The 17,693-nt window shown below is 68.0% G+C and carries 15 protein-coding genes; 11 read left to right on the forward strand and 4 right to left on the reverse strand.

Features of this window, described 5'->3' with window-relative positions:
- Positions 1–202 precede the first annotated feature (202 nt).
- Positions 203–670, reverse strand: coding sequence for a MarR family transcriptional regulator (locus JOD67_RS10340; RefSeq protein WP_205117214.1), 468 nt, complete (start codon positions 668–670; stop codon positions 203–205).
- A 62-nt stretch (positions 671–732) separates the two neighbouring features.
- On the opposite strand from JOD67_RS10340, the gene JOD67_RS10345 reads away from it, so the two are divergent.
- From JOD67_RS10345 to JOD67_RS10355, 3 genes are read left to right on the forward strand one after another with little or no spacing between them, the layout of a single operon-like run.
- Entirely contained in the window at positions 733–1,251 is a 519-nt protein-coding gene (locus tag JOD67_RS10345; protein ID WP_205117215.1) for a nitroreductase family deazaflavin-dependent oxidoreductase, read from the forward strand.
- Positions 1,252–1,257: 6 nt separating this feature from the next.
- Positions 1,258–2,097: an ABC transporter ATP-binding protein gene (locus tag JOD67_RS10350; RefSeq protein WP_205117216.1), complete on the forward strand. Its 840-nt coding sequence runs from the start codon at positions 1,258–1,260 to the stop codon at positions 2,095–2,097.
- Positions 2,090–2,992 carry an ATP-binding cassette domain-containing protein gene (locus JOD67_RS10355; protein WP_205117217.1) on the forward strand — a complete coding sequence of 301 codons (903 nt, stop codon included), beginning with the start codon at positions 2,090–2,092 and terminating at the stop codon, positions 2,990–2,992. The genes JOD67_RS10350 and JOD67_RS10355 overlap by 8 nt, the downstream gene beginning before the upstream one ends.
- A gap of 272 nt (positions 2,993–3,264) precedes the next feature.
- Here the strand turns inward: JOD67_RS10355 and JOD67_RS10360 are convergent, their stop codons facing one another.
- The gene (locus JOD67_RS10360) at positions 3,265–4,497 is read right to left on the reverse strand and encodes an MFS transporter (RefSeq protein WP_205117218.1); all 1,233 of its coding nucleotides are present in this window, start codon (positions 4,495–4,497) and stop codon (positions 3,265–3,267) included.
- 195 nt (positions 4,498–4,692) lie between these two features.
- Here JOD67_RS10360 and JOD67_RS10365 point away from each other — a divergent pair, with 195 nt between their 5' ends.
- From JOD67_RS10365 to JOD67_RS10390, 6 genes are all read left to right on the forward strand, one after another.
- Positions 4,693–5,733: an ABC transporter permease gene (locus JOD67_RS10365; RefSeq protein ID WP_239553798.1), complete on the forward strand. Its 1,041-nt coding sequence runs from the start codon at positions 4,693–4,695 to the stop codon at positions 5,731–5,733.
- Complete coding sequence (locus JOD67_RS10370; RefSeq protein WP_205117219.1) at positions 5,730–6,644, forward strand: ABC transporter permease; 915 nt, start codon at positions 5,730–5,732, stop codon at positions 6,642–6,644. Before JOD67_RS10365 ends, JOD67_RS10370 begins: the two co-directional genes overlap by 4 nt.
- A 5-nt stretch (positions 6,645–6,649) precedes the next feature.
- Positions 6,650–7,570 (forward strand): ABC transporter ATP-binding protein, encoded by a 921-nt coding sequence (locus JOD67_RS10375; protein ID WP_205117220.1) that lies wholly within the window; start codon positions 6,650–6,652, stop codon positions 7,568–7,570.
- Positions 7,571–7,590: 20 nt separating this feature from the next.
- On the forward strand, positions 7,591–8,694 hold the full coding sequence (locus JOD67_RS10380) for an ABC transporter ATP-binding protein (protein WP_205117221.1): 1,104 nt from the start codon (positions 7,591–7,593) through the stop codon (positions 8,692–8,694).
- Positions 8,694–10,520, forward strand: a complete 1,827-nt coding sequence (locus JOD67_RS10385; protein ID WP_205117222.1) for an ABC transporter substrate-binding protein — start codon at positions 8,694–8,696, stop codon at positions 10,518–10,520. Before JOD67_RS10380 ends, JOD67_RS10385 begins: the two co-directional genes overlap by 1 nt.
- 714 nt (positions 10,521–11,234) lie before the next feature.
- Positions 11,235–12,251 (forward strand): hypothetical protein, encoded by a 1,017-nt coding sequence (locus JOD67_RS10390; protein WP_205117223.1) that lies wholly within the window; start codon positions 11,235–11,237, stop codon positions 12,249–12,251.
- Positions 12,252–12,332: 81 nt separating this feature from the next.
- Here the strand turns inward: JOD67_RS10390 and JOD67_RS10395 are convergent, their stop codons facing one another.
- The gene (locus JOD67_RS10395) at positions 12,333–12,875 is read right to left on the reverse strand and encodes a CHRD domain-containing protein (protein WP_205117224.1); all 543 of its coding nucleotides are present in this window, start codon (positions 12,873–12,875) and stop codon (positions 12,333–12,335) included.
- 188 nt (positions 12,876–13,063) lie between these two features.
- Here JOD67_RS10395 and JOD67_RS10400 point away from each other — a divergent pair, with 188 nt between their 5' ends.
- Positions 13,064–14,137 carry an MFS transporter gene (locus JOD67_RS10400; RefSeq protein ID WP_205117225.1) on the forward strand — a complete coding sequence of 358 codons (1,074 nt, stop codon included), beginning with the start codon at positions 13,064–13,066 and terminating at the stop codon, positions 14,135–14,137.
- Here JOD67_RS10400 and JOD67_RS10405 read toward each other — a convergent pair.
- Positions 14,109–15,203 (reverse strand): mandelate racemase/muconate lactonizing enzyme family protein, encoded by a 1,095-nt coding sequence (locus JOD67_RS10405; RefSeq protein WP_205117226.1) that lies wholly within the window; start codon positions 15,201–15,203, stop codon positions 14,109–14,111. The two genes, JOD67_RS10400 and JOD67_RS10405, sit on opposite strands and share 29 nt — an antisense overlap.
- A 73-nt stretch (positions 15,204–15,276) precedes the next feature.
- Between JOD67_RS10405 and JOD67_RS10410 the strand changes: the two genes are divergently transcribed.
- Positions 15,277–16,902 (forward strand): cyclic nucleotide-binding domain-containing protein, encoded by a 1,626-nt coding sequence (locus JOD67_RS10410; protein ID WP_205117227.1) that lies wholly within the window; start codon positions 15,277–15,279, stop codon positions 16,900–16,902.
- Positions 16,903–17,693: the final 791 nt, after the last annotated feature.

Here is a 17,693-nt window from a genome sequence, read left to right on the forward strand (position 1 = left end):
GTTCGTCATCGCCGCCAAACGCGGCAAACGAGACAACTAGCCTCGACCCTTCGCCCGGCGGTGGTTCGCCCGGTCCGGCCGAGGGCAAATGATCATGTTTACATGATCATTTGCCACTTTACGTGGGGTAGACGCCAGGTAGAGGGGCCACTGGCCGCGTGAGGCGACCACCAGCCTCCCAATCCCTCACGAAGTCCCGACGCTAGGCCAAGTCTTCGGCGGCCGCGTGGCCGGCGGCTGACATGCGGCGGAGGAAGCCGACGATCAGGTCCAGCTGGTCCTCGTCGTAGTCCTGGCAGATCCCCTGCACCGCTTCGTTCATCCCCGAGTACAGCCCCAGCAGCTCGGCGCCGCGTTCGCGACGGTTCTGTACGATCACCGCCCGCCGGTCGGAGGCGTCGCGCGAACGTTCGATCCAGCCGCCCCGCTCCAGCCGGTCCAAGATCCCCGTCATCGTCGCCGGATGCAGCCCCGCCTCGCGGGCCAGCGCACCGGGGCTCAGCTGCTTGTGCCGGCTCAGGATGTCCAAGCAGGTCAGCTCGATGTCGCGCAGCTCCAGGTGGGTTCCGACCCGCTGGTTGAGCACCGTCAGCTGCGACTTCGCCTCGCGCAGCGCGGCCTGGATCTCGACCGTCAGCTGCCGATGTCGCCTTGTTGATTTGGAACTCATATAATATCCTCGTCATAAGATACGAACCCGCGAGCACAAGATACTCCGCAAGGAGCCCGATCATGCGTACGTTCCGCCCCAGCCGCCTCGTCAAGTCCGCCAACAACCTCTTCGCCCGCGTCATCCGGCTCGGCCTCCCCGTCGGCCCCTGGGCGCTCCTCACCGTCCCCGGCCGCAAGTCCGGCATCCCGCGCACGACCCCCGTCGCCTTCGTCCGCGCCGGCACCGGCTACCGCGTGATGTCGCCGTACGGCCACGTCGACTGGGTCAAGAACGTCCGTGCCGCCGGGCGCGCGCAGCTCATCAGCCGCGGCCGTGCGTTCGACGTCTCCGCCGAGGAGCTGCCGGCGAACGAGGCCGCCAAGGTCCTCCGCGGCAACCTCTCCCACGCCCCCTGGCTGCTGCGCCGCATCTTCAAGCCGTACTTCGACACCCCGTACGACGCACCCCTCGAGGACTGGGAGCGGGAGGCCGCCAACCACCCCGTCTTCCACTTCGAGCCGCTTTCGGACACCATGGAGGTTCCGGTTGGGGCCGATTCTGGTCGCAAGGCCCACCAACCCGGTCCGGGGGTGCGATGATTGCGGATGGCAAGGACTGACGCGTTCGATGTGGGGAGTCGCATGGCGGAGACCACACCGCTGCTGGAGGTGCGGGATCTGCGGGTCCGGTTCCGGCTGAGTCACCGGCCGGAGTTCTTCGCGGTCGACGGACTCAGCTACACGCTGGAGCGCGGCCGGGCGCTGGGCATCGTGGGCGAGAGCGGGAGCGGCAAGACGATCGGCGTACGCGCGCTGATGGGTCTGCTGCCCAAGGCGGCGCAGGTCGTGAGCGGCACCGCGGTGTTCTCCGGACGCGACCTGGTCACGCTGCCCGCTCCGGCGCTGCGCCGGATCCGCGGGCGGGACATCTGCATGGTGTTCCAGAACGCCACCGAGGCGATGAACCCGACGCTCACGATCGAACGGCAGCTCACCGAGCACCTGATCTGGCACGGCATCTGCGGCCGCAAGGAGGCCCGCGACCGGGCGATCGAGGCCCTGGGCGACGTCGGACTGCCCGATCCCGCCGGCACCATGCGGATGTACCCGTTCCAGCTCTCCGGCGGCATGCGGCAGCGCGCGATGATCGCGATGGCGACCGTGACCCGGCCGAGCCTGCTGATCGCCGACGAGCCGACGACGGCCGTCGACGTCACGGTGCAGCGCCAGATCCTCGACCTGCTTGGGCGTTTGAAGGCCGACGGCATGGCGATCGTGATGATCACGCACGATCTCGGGGTGGCGCGGTCGTTCTGCGACGACGTCACGGTGATGCGGTACGGGCAGCAGGTCGAGTCCGGCGCGATCGCCGACGTGATCGATCATCCGACCCATCCGTACACGCGCCGGTTGCTCGAATCGACCCCGGAGATCCGCCGTGGCTGAACAGAACGCGCAGAACCTCGTCGAGGCGATCGAGCTCGCCAAGGTGTTCTCGACGCGCGCCGGTCCGGTCAACGCCGTCGACGGTGTCTCGCTGACGATCCGACGCGGCGAGACGCTCGGGCTGGTCGGCGAGAGCGGCAGCGGGAAGTCGACGGTCGCGCGGCTCATCATGGGGCTGCAGGAGCTGACGGCCGGGCAGGTGCTGTTCGACGGTTCGGACATCACGCGGATGGGCAAGGCCGAGTTGCGGACGCTGCGGCGGCGCATGCAGATGGTGTTCCAGAACCCGTTCGGCTCGCTGCTACCGCACTACACCGTGGCGGCGAACATCGCCGAGCCGCTGCGCCTGCATGGCGAGACCGACAAGAACAAACGGCGTGCCCGCGCGGCCGAGCTGCTGGAGCAAGTCGGCCTTGACGCCGATGCGGCAGACCTCTATCCACGTCAGTTCAGCGGTGGGCAGCAGCAGCGCATCGCGATCGCGCGAGCTCTGGCGCTGCGGCCGGACCTGCTGGTGTGCGACGAGCCGACGTCGTCGCTGGACGTGTCCGTCCAGGCGCAGATCCTCGAGCTGCTGGAGTCCTTGCAGACGGAGATGAACCTGACGGCGTTGTTCATCTCGCACAACCTCGCGGTCGTGCAGCGGCTGGCGTCGACGGTGGCCGTGATGTGCCGCGGGCGGGTCGTGGAGTACGGGCCGACGGCCGTGATGTTCGACTCGCCGCAACACCCGTACACGCAGGTCCTGTTGGCCGCGACGTTGCCGGTCCACTCGGACACGCCGCGGATCGAGGCCCCGCCCGAAGCCCTGGCGTGGAAGGCGAGCTCGCTCGACACCGTCAAGACGGACTTGCGCGAGGTCGAGCCGGGACACCTCGTCCGCGTCGAGGTCTAGGCTCGGGATTTCAGGTGTTGGTGGGCGACTTCGACGTGTGAAGGACGGACCTGTCTGTCCTGCTGGGGAGGCTTGGGGTTGCGACGTCTGGAGTGATCTGAGCGGGAAGGCGCTCCGTAGGTGAAGCGTGTCGTGGTCGCCTTACCCGGCCAGTGGCCGCTCTACCTGGCGTCGACCCCACGTAGAGGGGCCAATGATCATGTAAACATGATCATTGGCCCCCGGGCGGGGCCCGGACCGGGCGAACCAACCGTCGGACGAAAGGTCGAGGTCTAGGCCTGAGTCGACCGTGCCATGGATCGTCGCCACACCGTGCCGGCCACCAGGCTGGCCACGGTGCCGGCGAGCCCACAGATGCCGATGGTGAGCGCGAGGTTCCCGAGCACACTGCCCAACGCGCCGGCGAGCAGGAAGCCCAGCCCCTGCCCGGCGGTGAGGCCGGCGATCGCGACCCCGTTCGCGCGGCCCCGGTAGTCGTCGGACACCCGGCGGACGAACATCGCGTTGAGCGGACTCGCGAACGACGCGCCGAACCCGCCGACGCACAGCATCACCAACACCACCGGGTACGGCGGTGAGAAGAACGCGACCATCAGCACCGCGCATGCCAGCACGGCGAGCGGCACCAGCAGCCGGTCGCGTAGTCCAGGCTTGATGATCCGGGTGAGCAGGACAGTTCCGACGACGTGTCCCACCGCGGGCGCCGCGAGCATGAGCCCCGCCGCGGCTGTGGCGTGGCCAAGCTCGCGTGCGTACGGGTACGCGATCGCCTCCGGTGCGTACGCGAACGCCGACGACAGCCACACGAGCAGCAGGCAGCCGCGGAGCCAGCCGTCCCCGAAAACGTACCGGACCCCCGCCGACAGGTCCTTGAGGTAGCTGGGGCGATCGACCGACGCGAGCTGCGGCGCCGGGCGCTGCTTGATCCCGTACCGGACCAGGATCGCCGACAGCAGGTACGTGCAGGCGTTGATGAGCAGCGTGGTTTTCGCGCCGACCAGCGTCACCGCGATGCCGCCGGCGGCGAAGCCGAGGATCTGGCTGACCTGGAACGTGACGATGTTGAGCCCGCTGCCGAGGATGTAGATGTCGCCGGACAGGATCTCCGGCAGCATCGCCGACCGCGACGCGGTCGCCGGCGGAGTGGCGAGATGCGCGAGGTACAGCAGCGCGATCGCCAACCAGAGCGGCATGCCCGGGATGACGAGGCTGCCGATCAGCGCGGCCCGGAACAGGTCGCAGGTGACCATCACCGTACGGCGCCGGAACCGGTCCGCGAGCGGCCCGAGCAGCGGGCCGCCCAGCAGCGCCGGCAACCAGGCGGAGGCGTACGCCACCGCGGTCAGCAGCTTGGAGCCGGTGCGGTCGAAAACGAGGACGGAAACGGCGACCGCGGCGAGCTGGTTGCCCAGGTGGGACAGCGCGATCGCGGGGTAGAGAAAACGGAACTCCCGGACCGCGAACAGACCTCGGTACGACGTACCGCGCGACCCCGTATCCGACACGAAGGAAGACTGTCAGACGCGAATCGCGATTCCGTGTCAGGGGGTCGGCGCGTGTGGCCAAGACTGGACGTGGCTGAACTTGGCCGTCACGCGGTCGAAGCGGTTGTACGCGTTCATGCCCTAGCCTGATTTCGATCTTGCGTTGTTCACCGCGGAGGGACGCAAGGAGGCGAAGAAGCCATGACGCTGCCTGACATGGCGACCACTGAGCCGCCCCGGCGTGTGTTGCGGCTGTCCAGAAGCCACGTCCTCCGCAGAATCGGACTGTTCTTCCTCGTCGTGTGGGGCGCGGCGACGTTGAACTTCTTCCTCCCGCGCCTCGCCCCCGGCGACCCGATCCGCGAGCGGCTGTTCCGCATGTCGACGCAGGGTGGCTACACCCAGCAGGGCATCGAGGAGATGGTCAAGGCCTACCAAGCGGAGTTCGGCCTGGACCAACCGCTCTGGCTGCAGTATCTGCGGTACCTGCGGGACATCGTCCAGCTCGACTTCGGCTACTCCCTCACGCTGTATCCCGCGAAGGCGATCGATCTGATCATGTCCGCGCTGCCGTGGACGATCATGCTGCTGCTCGTCTCCACGATCCTGTCGTTCGTGCTGGGTACGCTGCTCGGCGCGGGGCTCGCGTGGCGGAAGTCCCCACGCTCGTTGCACATCACGGTCGGTCCGCTGCTGGCGCTGTCCGCGATCCCGTACTACATGCTAGGCCTGATCCTCGTGTACGTGTTCGCGTTCGTGCTGCACCTGTTCCCGCTGTCGGGCGGCTACACGGCCGGGCAGCTGCCGACCATGACGCCCGCGTTCTTCCTCGACGTTCTGCACCACTCTGTCCTGCCCGCGGCGAGCATTGTCCTTACCAGCATGGGCAGTTGGGCACTCGGCATGCGCGGCATGATGGTGACGACCGAGGGCGAAGACTACATGACGTTCGCGGAGATGCGCGGGCTGCGAGACCGGACCGTCTTCCTCTGGTACGGGTTGCGCAACGCGATCCTGCCGCAGTTCACCAGCCTCGCGCTCGCGCTCGGCCACATCGTCTCCGGCGCCCTGATCGTCGAGGTGATCTTCACCTATCCGGGCGTCGGATCCCTGCTGTTCCAGGCGATTCAGGGCGCGGACTACTTCCTCATCTACGGCATCGTGTTCATGGTCGTCGTCGCGATCGCGCTGGCGACGTTGCTCGTCGACCTCGCGTACCCGCTGCTCGATCCGCGCATCCGGACGGGGTCGAAGTGACCGCCCAGGCTGGGCGCCAGGCCGTCGAGGCCTCGCCCGCGGCGTTCCTCTTCCAACGGCTCCGCGGTGCGCTCGCGTACGGGTTGCGCAACCCGATGCTCGCGGCCGGACTGCTGATTCTGCTGCTCCTGTTGGCGATCGGATGGCTCGGTCCGCTGTTCGTCTCGCCCGAGCTGGCCCAGCCGGCGTCGGCGCCGCCGGACCTGGCGCCGTCGGCGGAGTACCCGCTCGGCACAGACGACCAGGGCCGCAACCTGCTCGCCGTCGCGATCGTCGGTCTGCCGCTGACGTTGCAGGTCGGCTTCATCGCCGGTGCTGTCGCGCTCGGGCTCGGCACGATTCTCGGCGTGGTCGCGGGGTACGTCGGCGGTGTCGTCGACGCGGTCATCCGCGGGCTCGCGGACATCCTGCTCACCGTTCCCGGTCTGGTCGTACTGGTGACGATCGCGGCGTCGATCCGCGGCGTGATCAGCGTGACCGTGATGGCGCTCGTCGTCGCCTCGCTGGCCTGGATGTGGCCGACCAGGACGATCCGGGCGCAGGTGCTGACGCTGCGGCAGCGGTCGTACGTGCAGGTCGCGAAGATGTCCGGGATGCGCACGCACGAGGTGATCTTCTTCGAGCTGCTGCCGAACCTGCTGCCGTACCTCGCCGCCTCCTTCGTCACCTCGACCGGCGCGGCCGTGCTCGCCTCGGTCGGGCTGGAGGCGCTCGGCCTCGGTCCGCAGAACGAGCCGACGCTCGGCATGACGATCTACTGGGCGATCTCGTTCAACGCGCTCGTGCGCGGGCTCTGGTGGTGGTGGCTGATGCCGATCGTCCTGATCGTGCTGCTGTTCATGAGCCTGTTCCTGGTCAGCTCCGGTCTGGACGAGCTCTCCAACCCGCGGCGACGGCGGAAGTATCGGTGAGGGCGATGCCGACTTCCGGAACTCAGGTACTGCAGGTGTCGGACCTGCGCGTCTGGTACCAGACCGGGCGCGACGAGGTGGTGCGCGCGGTCGACGGGGTGTCGTTCGACATCCGGGCGGGCGAACGTTTCGGCCTGGCTGGGGAGTCCGGCAGCGGCAAGTCCACGTTGGCGATGGCTCTGATGGGCATGATCAAGCCACCGGGCCGGATCGAGTCGGGCCGGATCGAGCTGGGCGGGCAGGACATCGCGGCGCTCGACGAGGAGGCGATTCGCAAGCTGCGGTTGGCCGACATCTCGATCATCCCGCAGGGCGCGATGAACTCGCTCAACCCCGTCCGCCGTGTCCGCGACCACTTCCGCGACAACGCGAGCGCACACGAGAACGAGCTGCCAATCAGCCACCTTCGTACCCGCATGGTCGAGCTGCTCGAGATGGTCGGGCTCGGCGCGGACGTCGCGGACCGGTACCCGCACGAGCTCTCCGGCGGCATGAAGCAGCGGGTCTGCATCGCGCTCGCGATCATGCTGCGGCCGCGGGTGATCATCGCCGACGAGCCGACCAGTGCGTTGGACGTGGTCGTTCAGCGGCAGGTCGTGCAGACGCTGCGTGCGGTCCAGGAGGAGCTCGGCGCGGCCGTTCTGCTGGTGGGCCACGACATGGGGCTGCTCGCGCAGTTCGTCAACCGGCTGGGCGTGATGTATGCGGGGCGGCTGGTCGAGGTGGGGCCGGTGCGGGACGTGTTCGCGAGGCCGACGCATCCGTACACACAGATGCTGATCTCGAGCCTGCCGCGGTTCGACGAACGGATCTCCAAGGCCAGCCGGAACGCGGCCGAGGCCAGGCGGTTCACGACACCGAACGGCGAGGTCGTCGAGCTGGAGGAGATCGGACCGGACCACTGGGTGTTGCCGTTTTCTCCATGAGAGAAGGGAAAGGAGGGCAGATGCCGCGTCCAGCGCCCCCGCAGGCGTCCCCGCGACGTCCCCGAATCGGCGCAGGTCGCCCGCTACTCGAAGCGGACCTCGCGACGCAGGTCTACGACAGCCGCGGGCAGCGACGCAACGTTGCGTTGTCGGAGCTGTCGTTCTCGATCAGCGGCGACCACCCGTCGTTCACCGCGGTCGTCGGCGAGAGCGGCAGCGGGAAGACCACGATGGCGCGGGCACTGCTCGGCATGCAGGAGCCGACCTCCGGCGAGATCCGGTTCAACGGCAAGAACGTGTACAAGCTCAAGGGCGCCGACCAGCTGGAGTTCCGGCGCGAGGTGCAGGCGATCTTCCAGGATCCTTTCGAGGTCTACAACCCGTTCTACAAGGTGGATCACCTGCTCACCGTTCCGATCCGGAAGTTTCGGCTTGCTCGCTCTCGGGCCGATGCCGGCAACCTGATCGAGAGCGCGTTGCGCGATGTCGGACTGGAGCCGAAGGACACGCTGGGGCGGTATCCGCACCAGCTGAGCGGTGGGCAGCGGCAGCGGCTCACGGTGGCGCGCGGGCTGCTGATCCGGCCGCGGCTGATCATCGCCGACGAACCGGTGTCGATGGTCGATGCCTCACTGCGTAAGACGATTCTCGGCACGCTCGAGCAGCTGAACGACGAGTTCGGCATCTCGTTCGTCTACATCACCCACGACCTGGCGACGGCGTACCAGGTCAGCGAGAACATCATCGTTCTGTACAAGGGACTCGTGGTCGAGGCGGGTGAGGTCGGCCGGGTGATCAAGCAGCCGGAGCACCCGTACACGCAGCTCCTGGTGAGCTCGGTCCCGGAGCCGGACCCGACGCGACCGTGGTCCGGTGAAATGCCCGAGGGCAACAAGAAGGTGTCGACGGCGGCGGCGACCGGAACGGGCTGCGCGTTCGCCGACCGATGCCCACACGTGATGCCGATCTGCGTGAAGGAGCGGCCGCCGCTCTACCGGACTCACGACGAGCAGGCCGCGGCCTGTTTCCTCTACCAGGAAACGCCGCGCGTCGTCACCGGCGACGTGAGTCAGACGTTCCAGCCGTTCCAGGGTAAAGAACAGCCCAGCGCCAAGGAGGAATGATGGCCGAACGGACAGGTCGAGGGCTGAACCGACGCGACCTTCTGCGCGGAGCAGCGATGATCGCTCCCGCGGTGGCGTTGGGCTGTACGGCCGGCGCTCCCACGCCGGGCCAGCCCGCTCCCGGGGGCCAAGGCGGCGCGATCAAGCAGATCGCCCGCAACCGCTCGCTGGTGCTCGGAATTACCGGTACCAGCCTGACCGACTTCCAGACGTTCAACCCGTACCTGCCAGGTGTCTCGACGGCGTCGGGCTATCCGTACTGCTACGAGCCGCTGTTCTACTACAACGCGTTCCATACCGACGCGGTGTGCGGGCCGGAGGGCATGGACTGCGAGGACGGGATCATCCCGTGGCTCGCGGAGAGCTACGAGTACAACGCCGACTTCACCGCGGCAACCGTCAAGCTGCGTGAGGGAACGGAGTGGAACGACGGCAAGCCGTTCACCGCGAACGATGTGAAGTTCACGATGGAGCTGCTGGCGAAGAACTCGCCGAAGCTGACCTGGTCAGTCGACGTGGACACGTGGGTGAAGGCGGTGACGGCGCCGGACGAGCGGACGGTGGAGTTCGAGCTGAAGCGGCCGAACCCGCGGTTCGTGTTCTCGTACTTCACGTTCCATATGGACATCGGAATCCCGATAGTTCCGGAACATATCTGGAAGGACCAGGACCCGAACAAGTTCACCTTCGTCGATCTGAAGAAGGGGTGGCCGGTCACCACATCGCCCTGGAAGCTGGTCGTGAGCTCGCAGCAGCAGCGGATGTACGACCGGGTCGACACCTGGTGGGGCAAGAAGGCGGGCTTCCGCGAGCTGCCGGCCGTCGAGCGGATCATGGTGCTGCCGGGCACCGACGAGACGAAGATGGTGCAGCTGTCGTTGGCGAACGAGGCCGACCTGACCATCGACCTGCGGCCGAACACGATCAAGTCGGTCATCCAGCAGAACAAGGCCGTGACGACGTGGACCGGGGACAAGCCGCCGTACGGCTATCTGGACTGGTGGCCGATCGGGCTCGGCTTCAACTGCTCGAAGGCGCCGTTCGACGATCCCGAGATCCGGTGGGCGATCAACCACGCGATCGACCGTGCGCAGCTGGTGTCACTCGGCTACCAGGGCGCCGGTGCGCCGACGTTGCTGCCGTTCCCGAACTATCCAGCGCTGTTGGAGTATCTGGACCCGATCGAGGCGCAGTCGTCGAAGATCGACGACTTCGACGTCGCCAAGACCGCGTCGATCATGCAGGGGAAGGGTTGGGCGAAGGACTCGGAGGGCTTCTGGGCGAAGGACGGGAAGCGGTTCCCGTTCATCATCTACACGCTGATCCTGTTCCAGGACATCACGCCGGTGCTGGTGCAGCAGTTGCGGAAGGCGGGATTCGACGCTTCGTTCAAGCAGGCAACGGGTCCTGACTTCGACGAGCACGTGTCGACGGGCAACATGGACGCGTTCATCCTCGGGCACGGCGGGTCGGTGTCGGACCCGTACTTCACGTTGCGGCTGTACCAGAGCCGGTACGTGAAGCCGACGGGGGAGCGTTCGACCTACCCGTACCGGTGGTCGAACCCGGAGTACGACGAGATCGTCGACACGATGGGGACGACGAGCCCGGACGACCCGAAGCTGCACGACCTGTTCCGCCAGGCGATGGATCTGTGGATCCCGGCGCTGCCGGACGTGGGGCTGGTGCAGTGGTTCCACCGGATCCCGACGAACACGACGTACTGGACGAACTGGCCCTCGGAGGAGAACCCGTACATCAACTCGGCGTACTGGCACCGCACGTCGCCGCTCTGGATCCACAGCCTCAAACCCGCGCAGCCCTAGTCGTCCGTCCCACCGACGTGATCATGAACGTGATCATGAAGCCGTAGCAGTCACCTGCGCCAGTTTGGCTTCATGATCACGTTCATGATCACCGGAGTCTCGGCCCAACCCCGACGGGCGCCGTTTGTATGAAGGGCACCTTCATCCAATAGCCCGGCCCATCCACCATGTCCCATCAAACTGTGGGGTTCTGGTCGCGACACGCTGGCGTGTCGCGACCAGAACCCCACAGTTTCGCGAAGGGCGGAGGGTCCCCTCGCTCGAGAGGTTCGAATGAAGGTGCCCTTCATACAAAACGCCGGCGGGGTGGCTGTTGTAGTCGTGGCCGGTGGTGCTGGTGTGATGAAGTCTGGCTGGGTCGGGGGCACCCTGGTCCGAACCTCTGGGACCGGGGTGCCCCCGACCCAAACCGGTCCGCGCAACGCCAGCAACGCGGGTTGGCTCGGCGACATCCGCCCACCTTCGAGTGATGGACTCGCACTCGAAGAGGCAGCATGTCCGGTGGGTGCCATGAGCCACCTCCTGCGGGAGTGACCTGAGACCAGACATCCTGCTCCCTCTGCGCCGCAGCCGACCCCAGCCCTCTCCGTTTCAAATGAGGGACTCCCTCTATCGAATAGATCGCTACAGGGCCGCCCTCTTTCGAAACGCGCGCTGTTAAGGCACGGCTTTAGGGCTCTCCCGTCGCACCCTGACCGTCGCGAGACTGGCGGGGTGCGATGGCTGTTCTCGTCCGTGCTCGTGACCCTTCTGCTCGCCGGTTGCGGCGCCTCACCTCCGCCGCTGTCGACAGCTGAGGCGGTCGCGACGACGCTGGCGGCTGAGCCGACCCTGCGCTGGAAGGGGTCGTGGACGTACCAGGGCGACCGGGTGAGCGTCGACGTACGCACGATGGGTGCCGGTGACCTGACCGGGGTGCTCGACGTCGGCGGGGAGTCCGAGCGGCTGGTCGTGACCGGCAATAGGCAGCTGGGGCGGACCAGCGGCTGGTCAGTGGTGTTCCGGCGACCGTGGCAGAACCTCGCGCCCGACGCGCTGGCCAAGCTCGTCCGCGAGGTGGGGATCGCGCCCACGACCGGCGACGCGGCGTACGCACGGCCGCCGGGCGTGGCAACGGACGCGCTGCACCTAGACCTGCCGAACGTCGGCACGCTCTGGCTGTCGGCCGGCTCCCCGCACCCGGTCGTGGGCTACTCGGGCGACCACCTCCCGGCGTCCGGACCGATCGTCACCGACCCCATCCCGATCGCGCTCACCGCGACGCGCGGGACGGTGGCGGAGGCGACCGAGACCTACCGCGCGATGGCGGCGGACCTGCGCGGCGTCCCCGGACTGATCCCGGTGGAGTTCACCGGCAAGGCGTTCGAGGTCGACGCGGTCACCCCGCCGAGCCGCTGCCGGCGTGGCAACTGTCCGATCGAGGTGACCGGCCACAACGTCAGCGACCGCTACCACCTGCGGCCCGTCGTCCGCGCGGTGCTCAGCGGCAACCTGAAGTCGGCCGGCGAGTGCCTCGTACGCCTCCCGCTCGCCGCGCCCGGCGCGACCGTGAGCGGCTCGTGCGACGTCGACGACAAGCGCATCGACGAGATCTGGGCGGCGTCCGGCGACGCGCGGCTCCGGCTCGTGCAATGGCAGGCGGACCCGGACGTGCAGCCGGCGCAGTACTACGAGCCGGCGAACGGCGTCGAACTGGCGGACCAACTCACCGCGCGAGCCGCGCGGCCCTGAACGCCCAGGCGGACGGCCGGGGTCTGGTGGCCTGATCCAGACCCCGGCCGCCCTCGTGGGCTCGACTCACCGCCGTCAGAGTCAGTGGTGGTCGAGCTGCCCCCTGATCTCGCCTCCGGGGTAGAGGGTGCTGTGCACGTTGGCGTACGTGGCGCCGGCGCGAATCGCCTTGACCAGCTCGCTGAACTGGCCGGCCGCGATGCCCTGCCCCACGGGGCCGATCACGTCAGCCGCGCGGATGGTGCCGGTGACGGTCGCCGGCGCGGCCGGGCAGGCCTGGGTGCCGGCCGGTCCGTTGCCGAGGTTCGAGCAGAGGAACGTACTGATCCCGCCGCTCTGAGCCTTGCCGCCGAAGTGGATGTGCGCCTGGGTGACCGTACCCTCGAGGCTGCCGTAGCTGAGCTGGTACGTGATCTCTTGCTTCTTGTCGTTGATGCGAATCGAGAACCGGCCCGAACCCGCCGTCGACAGCGCCTGCGGGTCCTCCTCGTAGCCGGTCAGCTTCTCGACGAACACCTTCTGGTCGTTGCTGTGGTCGCCGCCCGCCAGAGCGGTCGTCCCGACCGCGGATGCAGCGACGAGGACTCCGGCCGCCATCAATGCGAGCCGCGCGTTGCGATGCATGTGGGTCCCTCCCGATCGGTTACAGCTCTGTTACCACCTGTTCTGAACGGGCCGTAGCGGCACCTGGTTCACCCATCGGCGTGTCGTCCCAATTGCCCGGTGCGTAAACTGGTCCTCATCTTCGGCAGCTCGCCGAGCGCTCCCCCCACCTTTCCCACCAGACCTCTGTCTCCAGGGAGCGCTCCCGCATGCCCAGATCTCGCTTCGCCTTCTTGTCGATGCTTCTGTTCGTCCTCGTCGTCCAGTGGGACGCGTTCGCCGTCAACCTGGTCTTGCCGCGGATCGGCTCCGACCTCGGCGCTCGTGCGAACGTCCTTGCCTGGGTGGTCAGCGCGGCGATGTTCGCCAGCGTGGCCGTAAAGGTGCTCGCTGGTCGGGTCGGGGACCGGGTCGGGCTGCGGAAGCTGGTGGTGGTCGGGTACGTGGGGTACGCGGCGGCTTCGGCCCTGTGCGCTCTGGCTCCGCACGCTGGTTGGCTGATCGGTGCCAGGATCGGCCAGGGTCTGTTCGGCGCGCTGGTGATGACGGGCGGACTGGCGCTGCTGGCGAGCAGCTATCCGGCGGAACGTCGAGGCCGCGCGATCGCGCTGGCGTTCGGGCTCGGCGGGATCGCGACGGTCGCCGGGCCGGTGCTCGGCGGGCTGGTCGCCGACGCTTTGGGCTGGCCGTACGTCTTCTGGCTCGAGGTTCCGGTTGCGCTGCTCGGGGCAGTTTTCGCCTTGCTGGCAAGGGAGACAGTGCGTCCTGGTCGAGTGCGGAGCGAGTCGGTCGTTCGGAACGCCGCCTTGCTTCGGGTGATCGCGGCCGGGTCGCTCGCCAACGCGGCCGTCGTGCTCGTCCTCTTCGCCGTGCCGTGGCGGCTGGCCACGTCGACCGCCGGAGCGTGGATGTCGGTCTGCTCCGCCGCCCTGGCGCTCGGCATCGCCGTGTCCGACCGGCTGGCCAAGGTGGGCATCGTGCCGTTCCTGGTCGTCGCCGGCCTCGCGCTCCTCGCCACCCCGCTGAGCCTGATCGGTGGCGTGGCGGCCGCCGCGTTCTGCCTCGGCGTCGTCAACGGGCTGACGATCGCGACCGCCATGACCACCGTCCCGCTGGACCGAGCCGGCGAGGCTGCCGGCCTCACCAACACCGCCCTCACCCTCGCCGGCGCGCTCGCGCCAGCCCTGGCCGGCAGCAGCCCGCACGCCCTTGTGATCGCGGCTTCGCTGAGCCTCGCGGGGGTGGTTCCGTTGGTCAGGTCACGGGTGCGAGCGGGATCGTAGGAAGCGGGATCCCGAAGCCTGGTTGGGCGGGGACGCTCAACACGCCCTCGACCAGCGGGTAGCCCGACGTGTCGATACCGGCTGTCGTACCCGGCACGCCCTCCACGGTCACCACGTTGCCGAGGCCGGCGGCGAGCTGGGCGGCGTACAACGACTTCAGCGGCTGGCCCCACGCGTGCGGCGAGGCCTGGACGCTGGCCTCGCGCAGGGATGGCATGACCTGGCGCCAGGCGGTGAAGCCGTACGACACGACGTCCATCAGCAGGACGTCGAGCAGCCCTTCCCTGCTCAGCTCCAGCAGCTCCGGGACGTTCGGGTGGGCCTCGCCGTCCGCGATCAGCGTCGGCCCCGTGAGCGGGCGCAGCAGCGCGAGGTCCTCGCGGGTCTCGGCGAACGGCTCCTCGATCCAGAACAGGTCGCAGTCCTTGACCTGCTCGAAGTACTCGACGAACCCCGGCCCGGTGTACCCGTCGTTCGCGTCGACCAGGATCCGTTCGGTCGGGAACGCCGTTCGCACCGCGCGGGTGACCTCGATGTCGCGCCGCAGGCCGGCGCGCGGCTCCTGCCAGCGGTAGCCGCGCCCGATCTTCAGCTTGAACGCGCGGTAGCCGGCCGCGAAGTCCGCGGCGGCGTTCTCCAGCACCGCGTCGATGCCGCGCGGTGAGCCCTCGGGATCCAGGTCGTCGAGGTAGATCGCGCCGCTGTAGCACGTCACGGATGGCTCGCCGAGCTTGCCCAGCAGAGAGTAGACCGGTTCACCCAGCAGTCGGCCGGCGAGATCGTGCAGCGCGAAGTCCAGCGGGAACGCGGCCTCGTTGATCACCCCGACCTCGGGGTCGAACAGCTCCCCGAGCCGGCTCCCGACCAACCCGGGCAGCGCCGACAGCGAGCCTGCCGCGATGCCCCAGCCGTGCGCGCCGTCGGACGTACGCACCACCAGGATCGGGAGCGTGCCGCCCGACCCGTGGCTGCCGAGGTGCGAGTTGCGCCCGACCGTTCGCGGGTACGAGTACGTGAGCTGCCCGGTTTCGATGCGATCGATCCGTTGATCCGCGATCTGCGCCATGGCCCCATTCTTGCCGGCCCCGGCCCGAAGCTGTCACGATCATGGTGAGGGTCGGGATCGGGAGGGGGGACCGATGGCGCGCATCGAGTTCCGCCGTCAGCTCGCCGCGGTTGGCGTCGTTTTCGCCAATCCGGGCTTGCGCGACTGTCAGCTCGCGCTCGCACTCGCCAGGATCGTCGACCTGGCTCAGCTGGTAGCGGTTTCTGCTTACCTGTATGGGCAAGGCGGTGCCGCGCCGGTGGCGGCGTACGGTGTGATCCGGGCCGTCGCGGCGGCCGTGGGGGTGCCCGTTCTGACGACCGGGACGGGACGGTTCGGGCATGGCGGCATGCTTCGGATCCTGGGCTTCGTGGCCGCTGTGGCGACCGCGGGGATGGCTCTGGCGATGTTCGCCGCCGGTCCGGTTTCGGTCGTACTGGTCCTCGCCGGAGTGGGCGGGCTGGCGATCGGGGCGTTCCGGCCGATCTGCTCCGCGCTGATGCCGTCGCTGGTGACGACGCCGGAGGAGCTCGTCGCGTGCAACGCCGCGACCGGGCTGCTGGACGGGGCGAGCACGCTGGTCGGGCCGTTGCTCGCCGGCGGGTTGCTCGGGCTGCTCGGTCCCTCGTGGGCGGTTTCTGTGACCGCTCTGCTGCTCGTCGCCACGGGGTTGCTGTCCGGGCGGCTGCCGGTGCCGGCGGCGATGCCGCCGCTCGGCGAGGACACGTCGCTGCTGGACGGCGTACGGACGTTCGTCCGCACACCGCAGACCCGGCTGCTTGGTGTGGTCGGCATGCTGCAGACCGGCGTACGCGGCGCGATGAACGTGATCATCGTCGCGCTGGCTCTCGACCTGCTGCTGGTGGGGGAGCCGGGGCTTGGGGTGTTGTTCGCCGCTTTGGGCGTGGGTGGGCTGATCGGGCTGCCGCTGACGCTCGGTCTGGTGCGCCGCCAGTCGCTCTACCGCTCGTTCGGAGTGGGCCTGATCCTCTTCGGCGCGCCGTTGGCGTTGACCGGTGCTGTACCTGTGTTCGCCGTTGCCCTGTTGATGTTCGCCGTGGTGGGGATCGGGAACGACTTCCTCGACGTGTCCTGCTACAGCGCGATCCCACGCGCGGTGCCGGATCACCTGCTGGCGCGGATCTTCGGAGTGCTGGAGTCGGCGTACCAGATCGGCATGGCCCTCGGCGCGGCCTTGGCGGGAGTGCTCCTGGCGGCGTTCGACATCCGCCTGTCACTCGTTCTCGTGGGGCTCGTGCTGCCCCTTGCGGCGCTTGCCTGTGCGCGTTGGTTCATCCGCTTCGACAAGGCGTTGGGGACGCGCGACGCGGAAGTCGACCTCCTGCGGGGGCAACCGCTGTTCGCGCCGTTGCCGATGCCCGTCCTGGACAACCTGGCCAGCCGCCTCGCCCCTACGCGCTTCACCGCGGGGGAGGTGATCATGACGCAGGGGGAGGAGGGAGATCGGTACGTGCTGATCGTGGAAGGAACGGTGGCAATCTCCAAGGACAGCAAGCACATCGCGTCCCTGGGAGCAGGCGAAGCATTCGGCGAAATAGCCCTAGTACGCAACACGCCCCGCACAGCAACAGCCGTAGCGTCAACAGCGATCGAAGCCCGAACCTTGGACCGAGCAGCCTTCCTCGCAGCCCTAGGCTGCGACCCCCGAGCCCGAGCCGCAGCCGAGTCAGTAGCCGACGTCCGCCAGCAACGGGATTGAATGAAGGGCACCTTCATTCGAACCTATTGAATGAAGGTGCCCTTCATTCAAAACAGCGGGACGGCAACAGAAGGCCCCGGCTTCATCTGCACAACAAGAAGCCGGGGGTCCACAAGCGACCCAAGCACGGCAGCAAACCGGAACAAGAAGGAACCTCCCCCGGGACACCTGTTCCGGGGCAGGGGCGGCGCGTGAAAACAGGTGGCCGGACCGGCCACCACCATCGACCGCCGCCACAGACCCCGAGAGCACCAAACCCCGGAGAGCGCCCATCACAACCGGCATTGGATGAAGGGCACCTTCATCCAACCCGGCCCGTGATCATGAAGCCAAACCAGTCGAATACGCCGGGTTAGCCTTCATGATCACGTTCATGATCACGGGAAGGCGAGCGAAGGACCCCCTGCTCCGACAGACCGGCATCTCGCATAGGTGCCACGAACCGGGACAGCGAGCACCCACTTGCCCATGGGAGGGCGCTCGGAGGGGGATGCGGGACGCCCACAGCCCACGCCGGCGCATGAACGTGCTTCGGACGACGGGCGCTGGTTGGGGTCGGGGGCACCCCGGTCCCATAGGTTCGGACCAGGGTGCCCCCGACCCAGCTAGGCCTCGCCACCGCCGTTCCTTTGAATGAAGGGCACCTTCATTCAATAGCCCAGCCCATCCACCATGTCCCATCAAACTGTGGGGTTCTGGTCGCGACACGCCAGCGTGTCGCAACCAGAACCCCACACTTTCACGAAGGGCGGAGGGTCCCCTCGCTCGAGGAGCTTCGAAGGAAGGGACCC

This window comes from Tenggerimyces flavus (genome assembly GCF_016907715.1).
Classification (GTDB): domain Bacteria; phylum Actinomycetota; class Actinomycetes; order Propionibacteriales; family Actinopolymorphaceae; genus Tenggerimyces; species Tenggerimyces flavus.